This is a genomic window from Idiomarina sp. (assembly GCF_048265525.1).
In the GTDB taxonomy this organism is placed as follows: domain Bacteria; phylum Pseudomonadota; class Gammaproteobacteria; order Enterobacterales; family Alteromonadaceae; genus Idiomarina.
In genome coordinates this window covers 71,872-88,349 of the sequence record NZ_JBLXBI010000007.1, presented here as the reverse complement: position 1 = coordinate 88,349, position 16,478 = coordinate 71,872, and the positions used below count along the sequence as shown (strand labels likewise).

Annotated in this window: 17 protein-coding genes and 1 pseudogene; 16 read left to right on the top strand and 2 right to left on the bottom strand. The window is 45.7% G+C overall.

What is annotated here, in order from left to right; translation table 11 throughout:
* Window positions 1-300: transposase (locus ACN0TF_RS13170; protein WP_028699050.1), on the top strand; the 300-nt coding region annotated here is incomplete at its 5' end.
* Between the two features lie 122 nt (window positions 301-422).
* Here ACN0TF_RS13170 and ACN0TF_RS13165 read toward each other — a convergent pair.
* Entirely contained in the window at window positions 423-623 is a 201-nt protein-coding gene (locus ACN0TF_RS13165) for a hypothetical protein (protein WP_006956255.1), read from the bottom strand.
* 75 nt (window positions 624-698) lie between these two features.
* On the opposite strand from ACN0TF_RS13165, the gene ACN0TF_RS13160 reads away from it, so the two are divergent.
* The 9 genes from ACN0TF_RS13160 (at window position 699) to ACN0TF_RS13120 (ending at window position 7,336) form a co-directional block, all read left to right on the top strand.
* Window positions 699-1,043 carry a hypothetical protein gene (locus ACN0TF_RS13160; RefSeq protein WP_417442268.1) on the top strand — a complete coding sequence of 115 codons (345 nt, stop codon included), beginning with the start codon at window positions 699-701 and terminating at the stop codon, window positions 1,041-1,043.
* A gap of 66 nt (window positions 1,044-1,109) precedes the next feature.
* Window positions 1,110-1,601 (top strand): DUF411 domain-containing protein, encoded by a 492-nt coding sequence (locus tag ACN0TF_RS13155; RefSeq protein ID WP_006956253.1) that lies wholly within the window; start codon window positions 1,110-1,112, stop codon window positions 1,599-1,601.
* A gap of 2 nt (window positions 1,602-1,603) precedes the next feature.
* A complete protein-coding gene (gene tatA, locus ACN0TF_RS13150) occupies window positions 1,604-1,822 on the top strand; it encodes a twin-arginine translocase TatA/TatE family subunit (RefSeq protein ID WP_417442267.1) in 219 nt (72 codons plus the stop codon).
* The gene (locus tag ACN0TF_RS13145) at window positions 1,812-3,575 is read left to right on the top strand and encodes a copper resistance system multicopper oxidase (protein ID WP_053954068.1); all 1,764 of its coding nucleotides are present in this window, start codon (window positions 1,812-1,814) and stop codon (window positions 3,573-3,575) included. Before tatA ends, ACN0TF_RS13145 begins: the two co-directional genes overlap by 11 nt.
* A gap of 11 nt (window positions 3,576-3,586) precedes the next feature.
* The gene (locus tag ACN0TF_RS13140) at window positions 3,587-4,330 is read left to right on the top strand and encodes a copper resistance protein B (RefSeq protein ID WP_053954067.1); all 744 of its coding nucleotides are present in this window, start codon (window positions 3,587-3,589) and stop codon (window positions 4,328-4,330) included.
* A 26-nt stretch (window positions 4,331-4,356) separates the two neighbouring features.
* On the top strand, window positions 4,357-4,707 hold the full coding sequence (locus ACN0TF_RS13135; RefSeq protein ID WP_011234483.1) for a copper resistance CopC family protein: 351 nt from the start codon (window positions 4,357-4,359) through the stop codon (window positions 4,705-4,707).
* Window positions 4,704-5,552, top strand: coding sequence for a copper resistance D family protein (locus tag ACN0TF_RS13130; RefSeq protein ID WP_227016391.1), 849 nt, complete (start codon window positions 4,704-4,706; stop codon window positions 5,550-5,552). The genes ACN0TF_RS13135 and ACN0TF_RS13130 overlap by 4 nt, the downstream gene beginning before the upstream one ends.
* Window positions 5,553-5,569: 17 nt before the next feature.
* Window positions 5,570-6,004 carry a YybH family protein gene (locus tag ACN0TF_RS13125; protein WP_006956244.1) on the top strand — a complete coding sequence of 145 codons (435 nt, stop codon included), beginning with the start codon at window positions 5,570-5,572 and terminating at the stop codon, window positions 6,002-6,004.
* 21 nt (window positions 6,005-6,025) lie between these two features.
* Window positions 6,026-7,336, top strand: coding sequence for an APC family permease (locus ACN0TF_RS13120; RefSeq protein WP_417442266.1), 1,311 nt, complete (start codon window positions 6,026-6,028; stop codon window positions 7,334-7,336).
* Window positions 7,337-7,362: 26 nt separating this feature from the next.
* Here ACN0TF_RS13120 and ACN0TF_RS13115 read toward each other — a convergent pair whose 3' ends face one another.
* Window positions 7,363-8,109 carry a MauE/DoxX family redox-associated membrane protein gene (locus ACN0TF_RS13115; RefSeq protein ID WP_126785264.1) on the bottom strand — a complete coding sequence of 249 codons (747 nt, stop codon included), beginning with the start codon at window positions 8,107-8,109 and terminating at the stop codon, window positions 7,363-7,365.
* Between the two features lie 388 nt (window positions 8,110-8,497).
* Here ACN0TF_RS13115 and ACN0TF_RS13110 point away from each other — a divergent pair, with 388 nt between their 5' ends.
* From ACN0TF_RS13110 to ACN0TF_RS13085, 6 genes and pseudogenes are all read left to right on the top strand, one after another.
* On the top strand, window positions 8,498-8,743 hold the full coding sequence (locus ACN0TF_RS13110) for a hypothetical protein (protein WP_233399154.1): 246 nt from the start codon (window positions 8,498-8,500) through the stop codon (window positions 8,741-8,743).
* Window positions 8,722-8,964, top strand: a pseudogene (locus tag ACN0TF_RS13105) (NADH:quinone oxidoreductase); the annotation flags it as partial. The gene ACN0TF_RS13110 and the pseudogene ACN0TF_RS13105, both read left to right, overlap by 22 nt.
* Before the next feature lie 660 nt (window positions 8,965-9,624).
* Window positions 9,625-10,914: a TolC family protein gene (locus ACN0TF_RS13100; protein WP_417442265.1), complete on the top strand. Its 1,290-nt coding sequence runs from the start codon at window positions 9,625-9,627 to the stop codon at window positions 10,912-10,914.
* A 1-nt stretch (window position 10,915) separates the two neighbouring features.
* On the top strand, window positions 10,916-12,442 hold the full coding sequence (locus ACN0TF_RS13095) for an efflux RND transporter periplasmic adaptor subunit (protein ID WP_273269039.1): 1,527 nt from the start codon (window positions 10,916-10,918) through the stop codon (window positions 12,440-12,442).
* The gene (locus ACN0TF_RS13090) at window positions 12,435-15,560 is read left to right on the top strand and encodes an efflux RND transporter permease subunit (protein ID WP_417442264.1); all 3,126 of its coding nucleotides are present in this window, start codon (window positions 12,435-12,437) and stop codon (window positions 15,558-15,560) included. Before ACN0TF_RS13095 ends, ACN0TF_RS13090 begins: the two co-directional genes overlap by 8 nt.
* 571 nt (window positions 15,561-16,131) lie before the next feature.
* Window positions 16,132-16,470 carry a P-II family nitrogen regulator gene (locus ACN0TF_RS13085; RefSeq protein WP_417442263.1) on the top strand — a complete coding sequence of 113 codons (339 nt, stop codon included), beginning with the start codon at window positions 16,132-16,134 and terminating at the stop codon, window positions 16,468-16,470.
* Window positions 16,471-16,478 lie beyond the last annotated feature (8 nt).

Below are 16,478 nucleotides of genomic sequence, written 5' to 3'. Positions count from 1 at the left end.
TGGAGCGATCTGGTCAGGGCAGTGGGAAACTGGCGCGAAGAGACCATGACCTACTTCGAGACGGACATGCCCGTCACCAACGCTTACACGGAGTCCATCAACCGACTGGCCAAGGACAAGAACCGTGAAGGGCGCGGTTACTCCTTCGAGGTGATGCGGGCACGAATGCTCTACACCACGAAGCACAAGAAGAAGGCACCGACTGCGAAGGTCTCTCCTTTCTACAAGAAAACCATCGGTTACGGACTGCCGGACTTCGCAGAGGAACTCAACTACGGAGTCGATCTATCAACCATCTGAGGGTGGTATCAGATTGATGGGGTGAAGGTGCCCCATCAACCATTAAATCCGTATACCCATAAATTCGTGCTTCTGATCAGAGATGAAAAGCTATACTTGTTGCTTTGGTTAAAGTGAATTAGCTATTTATCAACATTTTTCCATGGGCCGAACGCTATAAAGTAAAGAAGAATGATATTTGCGATAGGGATAACAATCAGAAGACCCAATGGACCAGGGTAGCCAACTCGTTGGCAGATACGCCATGCGGGAACAATAAAAATAGCTCCCACAATCAGCATCCATAGAAAGCCCATACCTGCGAACATTTCGTGATTCATCATTATCTGCTCCTTATTTGACATGCGTTAAAATGACGTTAGACTGAAGTTTATTAAATTGCAAAAAGCAGGGTGCTCGTGCTAATTCGAATTCTGTTATTAATGACAGTGCTATTGGTGTCGATGTCGTTTTCGCAAACGGCAGAGGCTCACGCATGTCATGGTAAAGGACAAATGCAGCACAGCATGATGCAAAAAGCAGACGTAAGCGACTGCGAACATGAGAAGCAAAAGCACAACTCGTGCTGTGCTGACATGACAATTCGGCATTGCTCCGGCGGCTCGGTTTTATTTGTCGGACAGTCTTCTTCGGTTAATGCCGCTGCAGTTAACCTCTCTGCCAAAGTCGATGCGCCCATCGACACCTCAATTCGTGCTAAACACGCGTCTAATTTATTCCGTCCCCCAATAATTACCGCTTAATAAGTTACTAGAAATTTAACACACGCTCGGCGTGTTTCCTTAAAACTTATTAATCGGTGAATAATTATGTCTATCAAACGCAATATCGCTGTTTTGGCGATGCTGTTTTCCGTGTCTGTATCTGCAACCGATGTAGAAGAGCAGCAACTAACCGTTCTAAAAGATCCCAACTGCGGTTGCTGTGAAAAGTGGTTACAAGCTTTACCCGATAGCTTTAGTGTGTCCGTACAACATCCGAACAACCTGACCCAACGAAAACGTGACTCCGGTATTAGTGCCGAGGTCCAATCCTGTCATACCGCTATTTCTAGTAATGGCTATGTCTTTGAGGGGCACGTTCCTCCTACATTGGTTTCTCATTATTTAGCTGGGAAAAAGTCAGAAAATGGCATTGGATTAACTGTTCCTGGCATGCCGGTAGGGTCTGTTGGTATGGAAATGGGTACTCGGTTTCAACCGTATACGGTCTATGAAATCAAAAAGGACGGTTCAATTACACCTTATCAGCAGATAGCAAGTTTAGAGCAGCAGCAAGCACTCTCAAATGGAGGGCTTTAGCTATGGGATTTGGCGGCATGAGTATGGTTCAGTTAGGAGTTTTACTGGTTATTGTCATTCTTCTTTTTGGTAGTAAAAAGCTACGAACCCTGGGCTCCGATCTTGGTAGTGCGATTAAAGGGTTTAAATCATCGGTTTCTGATGATCCGTCTGATAAGGAACAGGACGTTCAACGTTATCAAAATTTAACCTCAAAAGAGGAGCGTCATAATGAGCAATGAGTTTAACAAAGGGCGTCGAAAGTTTATTAAATCTGCATTCACTGTGGCGTCTGCTTTAGCAATCGCCAAAGTAGCCCCAACTTGGGCTGCTCCTCAGGGACGCAGTTTTAAAGATCAGATCCTGACAAACGATGAGATTGATCTGACCATTGCAAAGTCCCCACTGCTCGTGGGAAATAAAGTAGGAGCACCAATAACCATCAATGGCCAAATGCCGGGCCCTTTGATTCGTTTAAAAGAAGGGCAGCGAGCAAAGCTAAATGTGACTAACCGGTTGTCGGAAGACACGTCAATTCACTGGCACGGAATTATATTGCCGGAGAATATGGATGGCGTGCCTGGCGTATCTTTCGAAGGGATAAAGCCAGGACGAACGTTCAAATACCGCTACGATGTCGAGCAAAACGGAACTTATTGGTATCACAGCCATTCCGGTTTGCAGGAGCAATTGGGACACCTGGGGCCGTTAGTGATTGAACCGAAAGACGGAGACATTGGTGCTGATCGAGAACATACCATTATTCTCAGCGACTGGACATTCGAAGATCCGGATACCGTGTTTCGTAACTTGAAAGTTGCGGAGGGGTACTATAACTATCAAAAACGTACGATATTTGAGACCTTCGAGGACGTGCGACAGCAAGGGTTAGAGAAAACCTGGAAGCAACGAGAAATGTGGGGGCAAATGCGAATGAGCCCCCGTGATATTGCGGATGTGACGGGCAGTACTTATACCTACCTGATGAATGGCCGCGATTCACAGATGAACTGGTCAGCATTGTTTAAGCCTGGTGAAAAAGTACGCCTTCGTATCATTAACGGTTCAGCAATGAGTTTTTTCGACGTAAGAATCCCTGGATTGGAGATGACGGTAGTGGCCGCTGACGGGCAGCCTGTGAAGCCAGTGCCAGTTGACGAGTTCCGCATTGGTGTGGCGGAAACCTACGATGTAATTGTCCAGCCTAAGCAAAACAAGCCTTACACTATTTATGCTGAGAGCTTTGATCGAAGTGGTTATGTCAGAGGTACATTAACGCCGGAACTTGGTCTTGAGGCTGAAGTGCCTGAACTACGGCAAGTTCCTGAGCGAGGCATGGCCGCTATGGGCATGGGAGCGATGGCGATGTCCGGTGATATGAAAGGCAATAGCATGAATATGAAGCATATGGGCGGCAATAACAGCCATATGACGCATAAAATGACACACAAAAAAGAGCTCCCGGTCGAAAACATTAAAATCAAACACCGTGAGTCCGGACATGGCGCCGGGGCGGCTATGATTGCTACAAACCCGGTAAGCCGTTTGCATGAACCCGGGATTGGATTGGAAGACGTTGATCATAAAGTCTTAGTGTATACCGACTTGGTCGGCGCGCATGAATGGCCGGATACGCGGGAGCCCGAACGACAGATAGAGCTGCACTTAACGGGTAATATGGAGCGTTACATGTGGTCTTTCGACGGGAAGAAGTTTACCGAAGTGGATGGCCCGGTTCAGTTTCATCATGGAGAACGACTGAGGTTGGTGATGGTAAACGATACGATGATGGACCACCCCATACACCTACACGGTATGTGGATGGAACTTGAAAACGGACAGTATCCACGCCCACGCAAACATACGATTAGCCTGAAGCCGAGCGAAAAAGTGTCGTTATTGATAACGGCAGACGCGCCGGGTAGTTGGGCGTTCCACTGTCACCTGTTGTATCACATGAAAGCGGGTATGTTCCGTGTGGTCAATGTCGCATAAGGAGGACAATTATGTACGGTAAATCATTATTAGTGGGTGCGGCGTTGTTGCCAGGTTTAGCAGTCGCCGGACATGCGAAAGAGGACTGGCCTGAACCCGTCAAAGAATATTACACCGGGCAAGTACTGTTCGATCGGTTGGAGTTAACGCGAACCAACGAGGAAGAGAACCTAGCCGTCTGGGACATGATGGCTTGGTATGGCGGTGACTATCACCGAGCTGTTTTCAAGAGTGAAGGGGAGAATGTTCAAGACGACGGTGAGCCCACTGACTTGGAAAGTGCCGAACTGCTGTATGGATACTTGGTGTCTCCGTTTTGGTCGTTTCAGGCCGGTATTGGTACGCGAGGTACCTTATCGTCGGACGCGTCTATGGAAAATTATGCTGTCGTGAGTTTTATGGGGTTGGCGCCCTATTGGTTCGAAATGGATAACTCGCTGATGGTGAATGAAGAAGGCGACGTCCAATTTGTTAGCGAAACTGAGTACGAGTGGCAGCTCACACAAACATCGTACTTACAGCCTCGCATTGAGTTTACAGCCAACCTGACAGATTCAGACAAATATGAACGGCAAAGTGGCTTGAGCAACTTGCGTGTGGGGTTGCGTTATCGTCACGAAATCAGTCGTGAGTTTGCACCCTACATTGGTGTTTATTGGAACGGCGCGTTAGGCAACACGGCAGATGAAATGAAACGAATGGGTGAGGACACCACAGAAACAGGCGTGGTCCTTGGGGCCAGAGTTTGGTTTTAATTGATAATAAACAAAGAGGAAACAACATGAAAAACATACTTAAGTTAGCCTTCGGTACCACGTTATTTTTTAGTGCATGGGCCAGCGCTCACGTCGGCCTAACATCCAGTAGCCCGGAGGACGGTGCGACTTTGTCCGAGTCACCAACGGAAATTACGATGAATTTTTCCGGTGATGTTCGTCTGGCTAAAATTATGCTGCACTCAGATGACGGTAAAATGCATCCGCTGGACTTTTCGATGAGCATGACTCCCAAAGCAGCGTACGAAATTGCTGTTAAAAACAATTTGGCGTCAGGTGGTTATACGGTTTATTGGACGGCAATGGGTGGGGACAGTCATAAAATATCGGGTGATTTTAGCTTTGAGGTGAAATGATGACCCTTTGGAGTGTGGCCAGCGTTTTAACGTTGGCCTTTATATTCTGGCTTAACGCGGTGATGACCGCCTCGCCTTATATCGTTTATTTGTCCGGTTTAAAAAAGCAGTCTGAACGAAAGAATAGCCTTGTTGCGTTGCTTCTATTACTGGCAAGCCTTCTGTATTTTTTTCTGAAAGTCGGTAGTTTTGCTGCTGAAGGCTTTGCCGGCATGATTGACACGACCTACATGCAGTTTATATGGACCGGCCCTGTTGGGTTGTTCATCCAACTTCAGATAGCGGTTGCTATTGCTTGGATTGTTTACTCCGTTGTTAAGCTAAAACGTATAAAGTGGGTGCTATATGTTGTCGCCATTGGACTCATGGGATGGAGCTTTTTAAGTATTGGTCACGGCAGTGACGCCGTCTGGTGGGGAAAGCTAGCGCTTTTAACACACTTGTTAGTCGCTTGGGTTTGGTTCGGCAGTCTTAACTCATTGCGAAAGCTGGCAACGTCGGTACCGCTTGCTAAAGCGAAAGCCATTATGGAGCGTTTTGGTGTGCATATGTCTGCAGCGGTTCCAATACTCCTTATTGCGGGCTTGGTTATGTATCGTAGTGCAACAGGGCGATGGATGCCAGAGCTGCCGCTTACGTCGTATGACACGGTACTACTAGCGAAACTTGTGTTTGTGGCGCTGATTCTCCTTGTTGCCGCATTGCATAAATTAAAGTTCGTACCGCAATTAAATGATAACGCGGCCGCCAAGCGACTCAAAAACTCCATAACGGCGGAAATGGTATTGGCTGTCACTATTTTTACCCTGGCCTCTGCGCTAAGCAGCGCGTTTTCCCCTAGTTAATGTAAGGAATAATAAGAATGAAATTATTCATGAGTGTTTTTATGGTTTCGGTGCTGTTTATTTCAGCGCCTAGTAGTGCCGAGGAAGTATCTGAACCGACAGTTGTGCTTGATAGGTTTCGAACGGCTTTGACTGAAGGTGACACGGAAGTCGTTAAAGATGTGCTTTCCAATGATGTGTTTATCTTTGAAGGTGGTGGTGTTGAACGATCCTTGGCCGAGTACAGTGCTCATCACCTTAAGTCAGATATTAAGTTTAGCCAGGCGGTTCCTTCACAGTTGCTTGAAAGGACAGTACAAGAAGCCGATGGCCTTGCTGTGATCACTTCTCGGTATAGCGTTTCCGGGGAGTATAACGGGCGTGAGGTTGATTTAACGATGAATGAAACCGTAACCGTATCAAATACGACTGAGTCTGGCTGGAAAATTATCCGGATCCATTGGTCCAACTGAGTTCAATCACAGGAGCTGATTATGGCAGAACACGATCATGAACACGGACATCAGGATTATCAGAAAAGCAGCCTGAGTCTTTGGGGGGCGGTGTCGCTGGGGACTGGTGTGATGATTGGCGCTGGTATTTTTGCACTGACCGGACAAGTTGCTCAGCTGGCAAGAGAATGGTTTGTCCTGGCGTTTGTGTGCGGCGGTATCATTGCCGGCTTTAGCGCTTACTCTTACGTTAAGTTGGCGAAAGCCTATCCGTCAGCGGGCGGTATTGCGATGTTCCTCAGTAAAGCTTATGGAAAAGGAAGTGTGACGGCGATATTCGCACTCTTGATGTACTTTTCTATGGTGATTAATGAAAGTTTAGTCGCTCGGACATTTGCGTCTTATACCAGCCAGTTAATTTCTTTTGAAGCGCAGTGGCTTATCCCTTTGTTGGCGGTGGGTTTGCTGGTCTTTGCGTTTTTTATCAATATTTTGAGTAATCAGTTTATTCAAACGTTCTCGTTTTTTATGGCCTTTGTTAAGACTTTAGGGTTGGTCATTTTAGCGGCTGGTGGTTTGTGGGCCTCAGGCATTCAGTTTGAATCGATATCTGCTATTCCAGAAGAAGCTTCGGGTGGCGGTATTTTAGCGGGTATTGCTTTAAGCATACTTGCATACAAAGGGTTTACAACAATAACGAATAGTGGCGGTGAAATTGTTGAGCCTAAGAAGAACGTCGGGCGTGCCATTATTATTTCGCTGGTTATCTGCGCGCTAATATATGTGCTAGTCACCCTGACCGTTGGTTCGAGCTTGTCGATTGATGAGATTGTGACAGCGAAAGACTATGCGCTTGCTGAAGCAGCCAGACCCGTCTACGGTGAAACTGGACTCTGGGTGACGGTTGCGTTTGCAATTGTAGCAACGGTATCAGGAGTGATTGCCAGCGCGTTTGCCGTTTCAAGAATGTTAGCCATGTTGACCAATATGAAGCTTGTTCCACACAGTCATTTTGGCATGCCAGGTTCCATTCAGAAGCATACGCTGGTTTACACCATTGTTATGGCTATGATCTTAGCGGCATTCTTCGATTTGAGTCGAATTGCGTCACTGGGCGCTATTTTTTATATCGTGATGGACATTGCGATCCACTGGGGCGTATTACGGCATCTAAGGCAAAAGGTGAATGCCAATATTTACATACTTGTCAGCGCAATCACGCTAGACGTCATCGTTTTAGTCGCTTTTATATGGGTGAAATGGACGAGCGATCCGCTGGTGATTTGGGCGTCTCTTATCGGTATGGCATTGATTGCCGCTGGTGAGATTTTGTTTTTACGTAAAAAGCGTTAAGAAAAAGAGCGCATAGCGCTCTTTTTCTAGTTCATTGTAAAAAACATCCAGACAGCCATAGCGACCATCATGAGGTTTTCAGTGAGCGAAATGAAGCCTAACGGCACATTACTGGAGCCACCGACACAGGCACATTTTAGCTCGCGTTTGTCGACATAAACGGCTTTAAACACCGATATAGAGCCTACGATGCCGATGAATAATGCGACGGGTATGGATATGACATGGGCGAATTCGGCTGCCATTAACAGACCCGCCAAGCCTTCGGCATAGGGATAAATACGGCCATAAGGCACCCATTTTTTGGCGAGAAGATCGTAATTGAGAAACATGGTAGAGAACTTCTCTACGTCCTGGAGTTTGAGCAAGGCCAGAACCACCATAGAGAAACTGATGAACCACTCGATGGTTTGTACGGTAAATACGCGACCAAAAGACAACCACGACGTGGCTACAGAGAGGAGTGCCGTCATAGTAAATAATGCAATAACGGGTCGGTAACTGGTTGCGTCAGGGTCAGGAAGAGGCTTTCCAAGAAAGGCTCGAACCTCCTCGTACCCACCGATACGTTTATCACCAATAAACACTTGTGGAGTGGTATCGACGTCGTGCTTTTCCTTGAATTTGTCGGTTTTTTGACGACTCTCTAACAGATTGTCGTCTACTTCGAAGCCATTGGCTTTAAGTAAGTGCCGGGTTTTTAGCCCAAAAGGGCACTGGTGATCAGGCGTTGACATTCTGTAAAGCGTAGCTTTTTGAGTTGACTGACTCATAGCCAAGTTCCTTACGTAAAAGTTATGTATTCATGTACGCATTATAGTCGGCAAAAGATTAAAAGCATCAATAATCAGAAGAGGGTAAAAATTCATTAAAAATGAAAAATTATTTTTATTTTGAAAAAAGTGGACAACTTTTTTTATTGCTTTTCTAGCTATCTTGAAGAGCTTATTTTAAAAGATTATTGATACATGAGGATAACTTAAAGTTGAATATACAACCTCTATAAGCTTTGCTATTAAAGGGTTTTTTATACAACTTTAATCGTTTTTAGCTTGACTAAAATCCTAAGGTTTCTATTCTGAAGGTTGTATAAACAACTTAGATGGCAGTACGAAGTCTAATCGGAAAGTAAAATAATTATAATTTAATCGAGGTGACAAAATGCAAAAGTTACTTAAGTCTGCTGTCGCTATAGGCGTATCTGCGGCACTCTTTAATACAACAACCGTTTGGGCTCAGTCAGGGCCTGGTGATACTGAAGCCGAAAACGTTGAGAAAATCACGGTGACCGGTTCGCGAATTCAGCGAATCGAAGCCGAAAGTGCTGCTCCTGTTCAGGTTTTTACGGCGCACGATATGAAAAAGAGCTCTGTTATAGGGATGAGTTCGAAAGAGATGAGCGGTTAAATTATATACCGGTACTTTCAGAGGTTGCTAAATCAGATGCGTGGGCCGGGCACACTGGCTTTGTGCACGAAACTGCAATGAAATGGTTGGCAGATGAAAACAAAGACACATTGGACGTTTACGTGTGTGGTCCTCCACCAATGCTGAAAGCGACGTTAGAGTCTCTTGCTGACTTTGGCGTTCCGCGAGAACAAGTAAGGTTCGATGACTTTGGTATTTAGAGCTTGAAAGCGCCTGAGTTAGCAATAAATCGGGGTGGTGATGTAGAAGTCGTATCACCACCTGGGTTGACTACCTCGTTATGGGTACTTCCTTTAATTGATTGATCTTTATCAGCCAAAAGAGATACACTTCAAGCATGTTTTTACAGCAGAACTTCGCATGTATCGTTTAATCATTGCTCTATTGCTATTGGCAGTAACAACAATGTCATTTTCACAAACTATCAGTACGGAAGAGGCATGTATGCACGATTCTACTGAGCAGGTTTGTGATCTTGCTGATTGCGAAGTGTCGCACTCTCTTACCGATAATTGTTGCTCTGATTCAATGATGCGTCATTGTTACAGCCCGTCAATTACTGTCGTTTATTCTGAGCAATCCACCGTTCCGCCTATTGAGAAGCTGGTTTTTAACGCTTCCTCATTCTTAGATACGAATATTAAAGAAAAGCACTCTCTCTCGCTATTTCGGCCCCCAATCTACTCTTAAAAAGTACTAAATTTCTCGCTCCTGGCGCGTTTATCGTCCAGGTAAAAGCACAGCTATAAGCTTTGGTTCGGTCATTGTCGTTACGACGTCGTTCGTCGTCCTCGTTACGGTCCGACTCATAACTTGGTCTGTGTTTAATTTAAAAATTCACAGTTTTTGAGAGTAACAATATGAAACTTTTAAGAAGAATGGCTTATTTAAGTGTTCTGACTGTAGTGGTGCCAAATTTTGCAAATGCGCAAGAGCCGCCTTTGAATTTGCAAGACGCAGTGAGTATCGCTGTACAAGAAGACCCTTGGCTAACGGCAAGTAAGCAAACCCAAGAGGCATTCGCGAGTGAAGCTATAGCCTCTTCCAGCTTACCTGACCCTAAAATATCGCTCACGGCAGCCAGTTTCCCTGTTGACAGTTTTAGTTCACGACAGGAAGGAATGACCCAATTGATCGTAGGTGTTTCACAAACTTTTCCTAGAGGAAACACGCTATCGTTGTCTCGTAAGCAAAAAAATCAATTGGCCCAAAAACAACCCCTTTTGAGGGCTGATCGTATTGCTAAGGTCAAAACAACGGTAACGAAGTTGTGGTTAGACGTTTTTTTCTCTCAGCAAAGTATCCGTTTGATTGAATCCGATAGAGCGCTTTTTGAACAGTTAGTGTCGACCGCCAAGGCAAGTTATACCAGTACCGAAGGAAAAGCACGGCAGCAGGATGTTATTAGGGCCCAGCTTGAGCTCACACGACTGGATGACAGATTGACTTCATTAAGACAGAAAGAAGAGCGATTTCAAAGCGAACTGTCGGAATGGATAGGTGTTATAGCGAAATCAAGGTTACCGGATGACCTTCCGAGTCTTACGCTGAAGAAGACATTGCTATCACCTTCGAGAATACCGAAACAAGCCTTGTACGAATTGATAAAAGAACACCCGGTTTTGCAAGCGACCGATCAAGACATTTTGGCGTCGAAGACGTCTGTCGAGCTCGCTCAGCAAGGTTATAAACCGCAATGGTCAGCCAATCTGAAATATGGCCATAGAAACGACGATCCAAGCGGCAATGACCGTGCCAACTTGCTGTCAGCCGGGGTTACGTTCGATGTCCCTTTATTTACTGATAACAAACAGGATAAGCAGGTACGCTCAGCAAAGTTTAAAACGGAAGCAAAAAAAACTGAGAAGTTATTGGTTGCCAGGCAGTTAATAGCCAATTTACGCAGTACGTTTTTACAACTGAACCGTTTGAATGAACGTGCTGCCCTATATCACGAAGAGCTACTTCCACAAATGTCCGCCCAGTCTGAAGCCGCATTGACTGCCTACAACAATGATGATGGCGACTTTGCCGAGGCGGTACGGTCACAGATTGCGGAAGTCAACGCAAAAATTGATGCATTAGCGATCGCCATCAACCGCCAAAAGCTGATTGCCGAAGCAAACTACTTATTATTCTCAGGAGTTTAAAATGAAAACAGTCACCAAATCTCTTATAAGTTTAGCTGTAGGCTTTGCAGTTGGCGCTGGCGCTATTGGCTATGTAATGCAATCGACTGAAGTGTCTGATCGTTCATCGGGCAATGCAGAAAAAGAGCCGTTATATTGGGTGGCTCCGATGGATCCCAATTATCGCCGAGACAAACCAGGAAAGTCTCCAATGGGGATGGACCTTATTCCTTACTATGGCGATGATGCAGAAGAGAGTTCACCTGGTACGGTGAGAATTGATCCCGACGTTATTAATAACCTTGGGGTTACAACTGCAACGGTCACCGTTTCGAGACTCAACCTAGATATCGAAACGGTCGGTTATGTTCAGTTTGATGAGAACCGAGTGCTGACAGTAAGTCCCCGTGTTGAAGGCTGGATTGAGAAGCTTTTCGTAAAAGCGGTTGGTAACTCGGTTAAAGCCGGCGAGCCTTTATACAGTATTTACTCACCGGAAATGGTTAATGCGCAAGAGGAGCTTGTATTGGCCTCGCAAAGAGGTAATCAGGTGCTAATTGATGCCGCTGAAGAACGCTTAAGAGCTCTGCAAGTCTCTGAATCTGAGATTAAGAAGTTAAAAGAAACTCGTAAAATTCAGAAAACAATCACGGTAAAAGCAAAGCAGTCCGGGGTATTGGATAGACTGACTGTGCGTGAAGGTGCGTTTGTAACGCCGAGTATGAATTTAATGACCATTGCTCAACTGGATAAAATTTGGGTTATTGCAGAAGTCTTTGAGCGGCAATTGAACCAGGTTGAGGTAGGCAATGACGTTCAAATGAACCTTGAGTATGCTCCAGGTAAAGAGTGGCAAGGAAAGGTTGATTATGTCTATCCGTCACTTAACCCTAAAACTCGGACGGGACAAGTTCGAATTCACTTCGACAACCCAGATGGTTTTTTAAAACCGGGCATGTTTGCGAATCTTAACATTAAGGCTGGTTTAGGCGACAAAAACTTAATCATCCCTAAAGAAGCGCTTATCCGAATGGGTGGTTCGAACCGAGTTGTACTGGCACTGGGTGATGGGAAATTTAAATCAGTTAATGTTGACGTTGGGCGGTTAGGGAGCTCGCGAGTTGAAATTTTATCGGGTCTTATGGCAGGTGATGACATCGTTACTTCAGCTCAGTTTTTGATTGATTCTGAGTCCAGTAAATCCTCTGACTTTAAGCGCATGCAACATGACACTGATGCTGATAACGAGAGCCATGGCAGTATGTCAAGTGACGCAGCAGCTCAAGCTGTCTGGGTTGAAGCAACCGTTAAAAATGTTATGCCTCAGCACTCGATGGTTACGCTGGAGCACGGTGAGATTTCTGAATGGGACTGGCCTGCAATGACGATGGACTTCGATGTTGCTTCGGATGTTGAACTTTCTCAGCTTAGCACGGGGTTATCCTTGCATGCGGAAATAACGCAAGTCGGGAAGCAACAGTACCAGCTCACATCGATTCATATTCCTGAGCAAAAACAAGTGACAGAGCAGGAGCATAACCATGATTAAGTCAGTCATTCGATGGTCAGTGAGTAACCGTTTTTTCGTTCTTCTGGCGACATTAATCCTCGTGGGTGTTGGTGCTTTTGCGGTCAAGAATACGCCCGTAGACGCACTGCCGGACTTGTCGGATGTCCAGGTGATCATTAAAACCAGCTATCCGGGTCAAGCGCCGCAGGTGGTAGAAGATCAAGTAACCTATCCATTAACAACCGCTATGCTGTCTGTCCCCGGCGCTAAAACCGTCCGTGGATATTCGTTTTTCGGCGACTCCTATGTGTATGTCATTTTTGACGAAGATACAGACGCTTACTGGGCGCGTTCGCGAGTACTGGAATATTTATCTCAGGTTGCTCCGACACTGCCTTCTAATGCAAGACCGCAATTAGGCCCTGATGCAACCGGGGTTGGTTGGGTGTATTTGTATGCCTTGGTTGATCGCACGGGTAACCACAATTTGAGTGAGTTACGCAGTATGCAGGATTGGTTTTTAAAGTATGAACTGCAAACGGTCGAGGGGGTTTCGGAAGTTGCCGCCCTGGGCGGGATGGTAAAGCAGTACCAGGTGAAAGTGGATCCGGAGAAGCTGCGCGCATTCGATATTCCTCTTGCTCATATACAAAATGCTATCCAGCGAGGCAATCAGGAAGTGGGGGCTTCGGTGGTTGAGATGGCTGAAGCTGAGTATATGGTCCGGGCCTCAGGTTATATTGACGGCGTGTCAGACTTAGAAAGTATTCCGCTTGGCGTTGATGAAAGTGGCACGCCCTTATTGCTTAAAGACGTTGCTGATGTGGGCGTAGGTCCACAAATGAGACGCGGAATAGCCGAGCTAGATGGTGAGGGAGAAGCGGTGGGCGGCATTGTTGTAATGCGCTTCGGAGAAAATGCACAAAAAACGATTGACGGCGTTAAACAAAAGCTGGATGAGTTAAAGTCGGGGCTACCAGAAGGTGTCGATATTGTCACTGTTTATGACCGTTCGGGGCTTATTTCGGATGCAGTGGAAAGTCTCTGGAAAAGCTTGGTAGAAGAACTGGCGATTGTTGCGTTTATCTGTGTCATATTTCTTTTTCATGTGCGCTCCTCGCTGGTTGCCGTTATTAGCTTACCCTTGGGTATTTTAACCGCGTTTATTGTTATGTATTGGCAGGGAATTAATGCGAATATTATGTCACTTGGGGGGATCGCAATCGCTATTGGCGCGATGCTCGATGGTGCCATAGTCATGATTGAAAATATGCATAAGCATATGGAAAAAACGCCACTGACACCGGAGAATAGGTGGCGGGTGGTTGCAGCTTCTGCTTCGGAGGTAGGCCCTGCTCTTTTCTTTAGTTTGCTCATTATTACCGTCAGTTTTGTGCCGGTATTTACCTTGGAAGCCCAAGAAGGACGAATGTTTTCTCCACTTGCCTTCACGAAAACTTACGCAATGGCAGCCAGTGCAGCCTTAGCGGTTACCGTTATCCCTGTGTTGATGGGCTATTTTATCAGAGGCAAGGTAACCCCTGAGGGGAAAAACCCGCTTAATCGGTTATTGATCGCCGGGTATAAACCGCTTTTAAAAGGCATTTTGAAATACCCAAAGACAGCGGTTGTGAGTGCGCTTGTTATCTTGGCCATCGGTATCTGGCCGGTTGACAAAATTGGTAGTGAATTCATTCCAGATTTGGATGAAGGCGATTTGATGTACATGCCGACTACTTACCCTGGGCTATCGATTGGTAAAGCAAGAGAGCTGTTACAACAAACCGACAAGCTCATAAAAACGGTACCGGAAGTGAAGACGGTTTTCGGAAAAATTGGCCGAGCGGATACTGCCACCGATCCGGCGCCCCTAACGATGATTGAAACTTTTATTCAACTGAAACCGAAAGATCAGTGGCGAGACGATATGACCACTGAGAAGTTGAAAAAAGAACTTGATGCGCTTGTAAAGTTTCCGGGGCTGACCAATGCGTGGGTATACCCCATTAAAACTCGCATTGATATGTTATCGACAGGTATAAAAACGCCGGTTGGTATAAAAGTTGCCGGAGCTGATCTTAATGAAATTCAGAAGATAGGCCAGCAGCTTGAAACGATACTTGATGATGTTGATGGTACGGCTTCTGTTTATTCAGAGCGAGTGGCTGGTGGACGCTATGTCAAAGTCGACATAAAAAGAGAGCAGGCTGCACGTTATGGCTTGAACATTGAGGATGTTCAGCAGGTCGTTGCCACGGCTATTGGCGGAATGAATGTTTCAGAGACCATTGAAGGACTCGAACGTTACCCGATAAACTTGCGCTACCCTCAAGATTATCGTGATTCACCGGAAGAGTTAAAGCAGTTACCTTTAGTTACGCCTAATGGGCAGCGTATTAGTTTGGCGGATGTAGCTGATGTTTACGTCGAACTCGGACCGCCAGCAATTAAAAGCGAGAACGCAAGACTCAACGGCTGGACTTTTGTTGACATTGAAGGTGTTGATGTCGGCACTTATGTTGAAAAAGCAATGACGGTTGTAGAACAAGAACTCGAGTTGTCTGCAGGATATTCAGTTACCTGGTCCGGGCAGTACGAATATATGGAAAGAGCTAAGGAAAAGCTAACTTACGTTATTCCGTTAACACTCGCGATTATTATCGTTCTTTTGTACATGAATTTTCGAAATGCTACGGAAATCGCCATCATACTGGGAACTTTACCTCTTGCGTTGGTCGGTTCAATTTGGCTGATGTATCTTTTAGATTATAACTTCTCAGTTGCTGTAGCGGTTGGCTTTATAGCACTAGCGGGGGTTACCGTAGAAATCGGGATATTAATGCTGACTTATCTTAATCAGTCCTATAACGAATACGAACAACGCCAGCTAGAGCAAGGCAAAGCTTTAACTAAAGACGGCGTTTCTCGTGCTGTAATGGAGGGAGCAGGGCTTCGTGTTCGTCCCGTGATGATGACGGCGGTTTCTACAATCGCTGGTCTATTGCCTATCATGTTCAGCACAGGGACTGGTGCTGAAGTCGTTAGCCGAATAGCCGCTCCGATGGTTGGAGGAATGATCAGCGCGGTTATTCTAACATTGCTCGTGTTACCCGCTGTTTACTACTTGTGGCGGGGGCAAAAGGTTAAGCGTGTATAAGACCAATTCGTTTAGTTGAGAGATGCACATCATTGATCAAGATCAATGATGTGCGCTAACAAGTATGCTAGCGTAAAATTCAGGACTGGGGACACACACATATGGCTCAAACAAAATTGTTAGTTGTGCTTATGCTAGGAATAGTGATTCAACTATCCTTCCCCGCTGCGCCTTTCCACAATACGGGCTCCAGCGCAGAGCGCGTAGTCAACGTTAATCAGACGGATGTTGCAAACGAGAGAAAAAGTAACATGCACTGTGATGGCGACGAACAATCTGCCAGTAAAACGTGCTGTTACTGTTTAACAGATTCTGCTGATACATGTTTAATGGATGCGGAGTGCAACTCTGCAAGCTCTCCTTTAGTCTTAATCCCATTCAATTTCCCAATAAAGTCAATTGGTTATTTGCAGTCCCCATTTTCATATGAGGGGAACGTCAAGCAAATGTCTTTTGATATTTTTTATCCTCCGAAATAGCGTCTGCTAAATTTCAAGTAAAACCTTTTTCGAAATTTAATCATGCCGTATGCGCCCCTGAGTTAAGGGACTTAAGGCGTGTAGGAGGATATATGAACCTATCTAAAATCACCGCTATTTTTGATCAACTTCGGCAAGGTGTAGTGGAGGAGACGTTGATTGGACGTGGCGTTAGCGGCTTCACATTGTTTCCTGTGCGAGGACGGGGTAATTACTTCGATAGTTATAACGATGATCATTTGGTTGATCATGTACAGCTTGAAGTTTATGTGAACAGTGATGACGCGCGTGACGTTGCGTTTTTAATTGTTGAAGCGGCCCATAGTGGGGTGCCTAACGAAGGATTAGTTTCCATCTCACCCGTTGATGAATTGCTCTGGATTCACGATAAGCGTACAGCGACTGATAAAGAGCTTTCGTTACAACGTTAATATCAGCC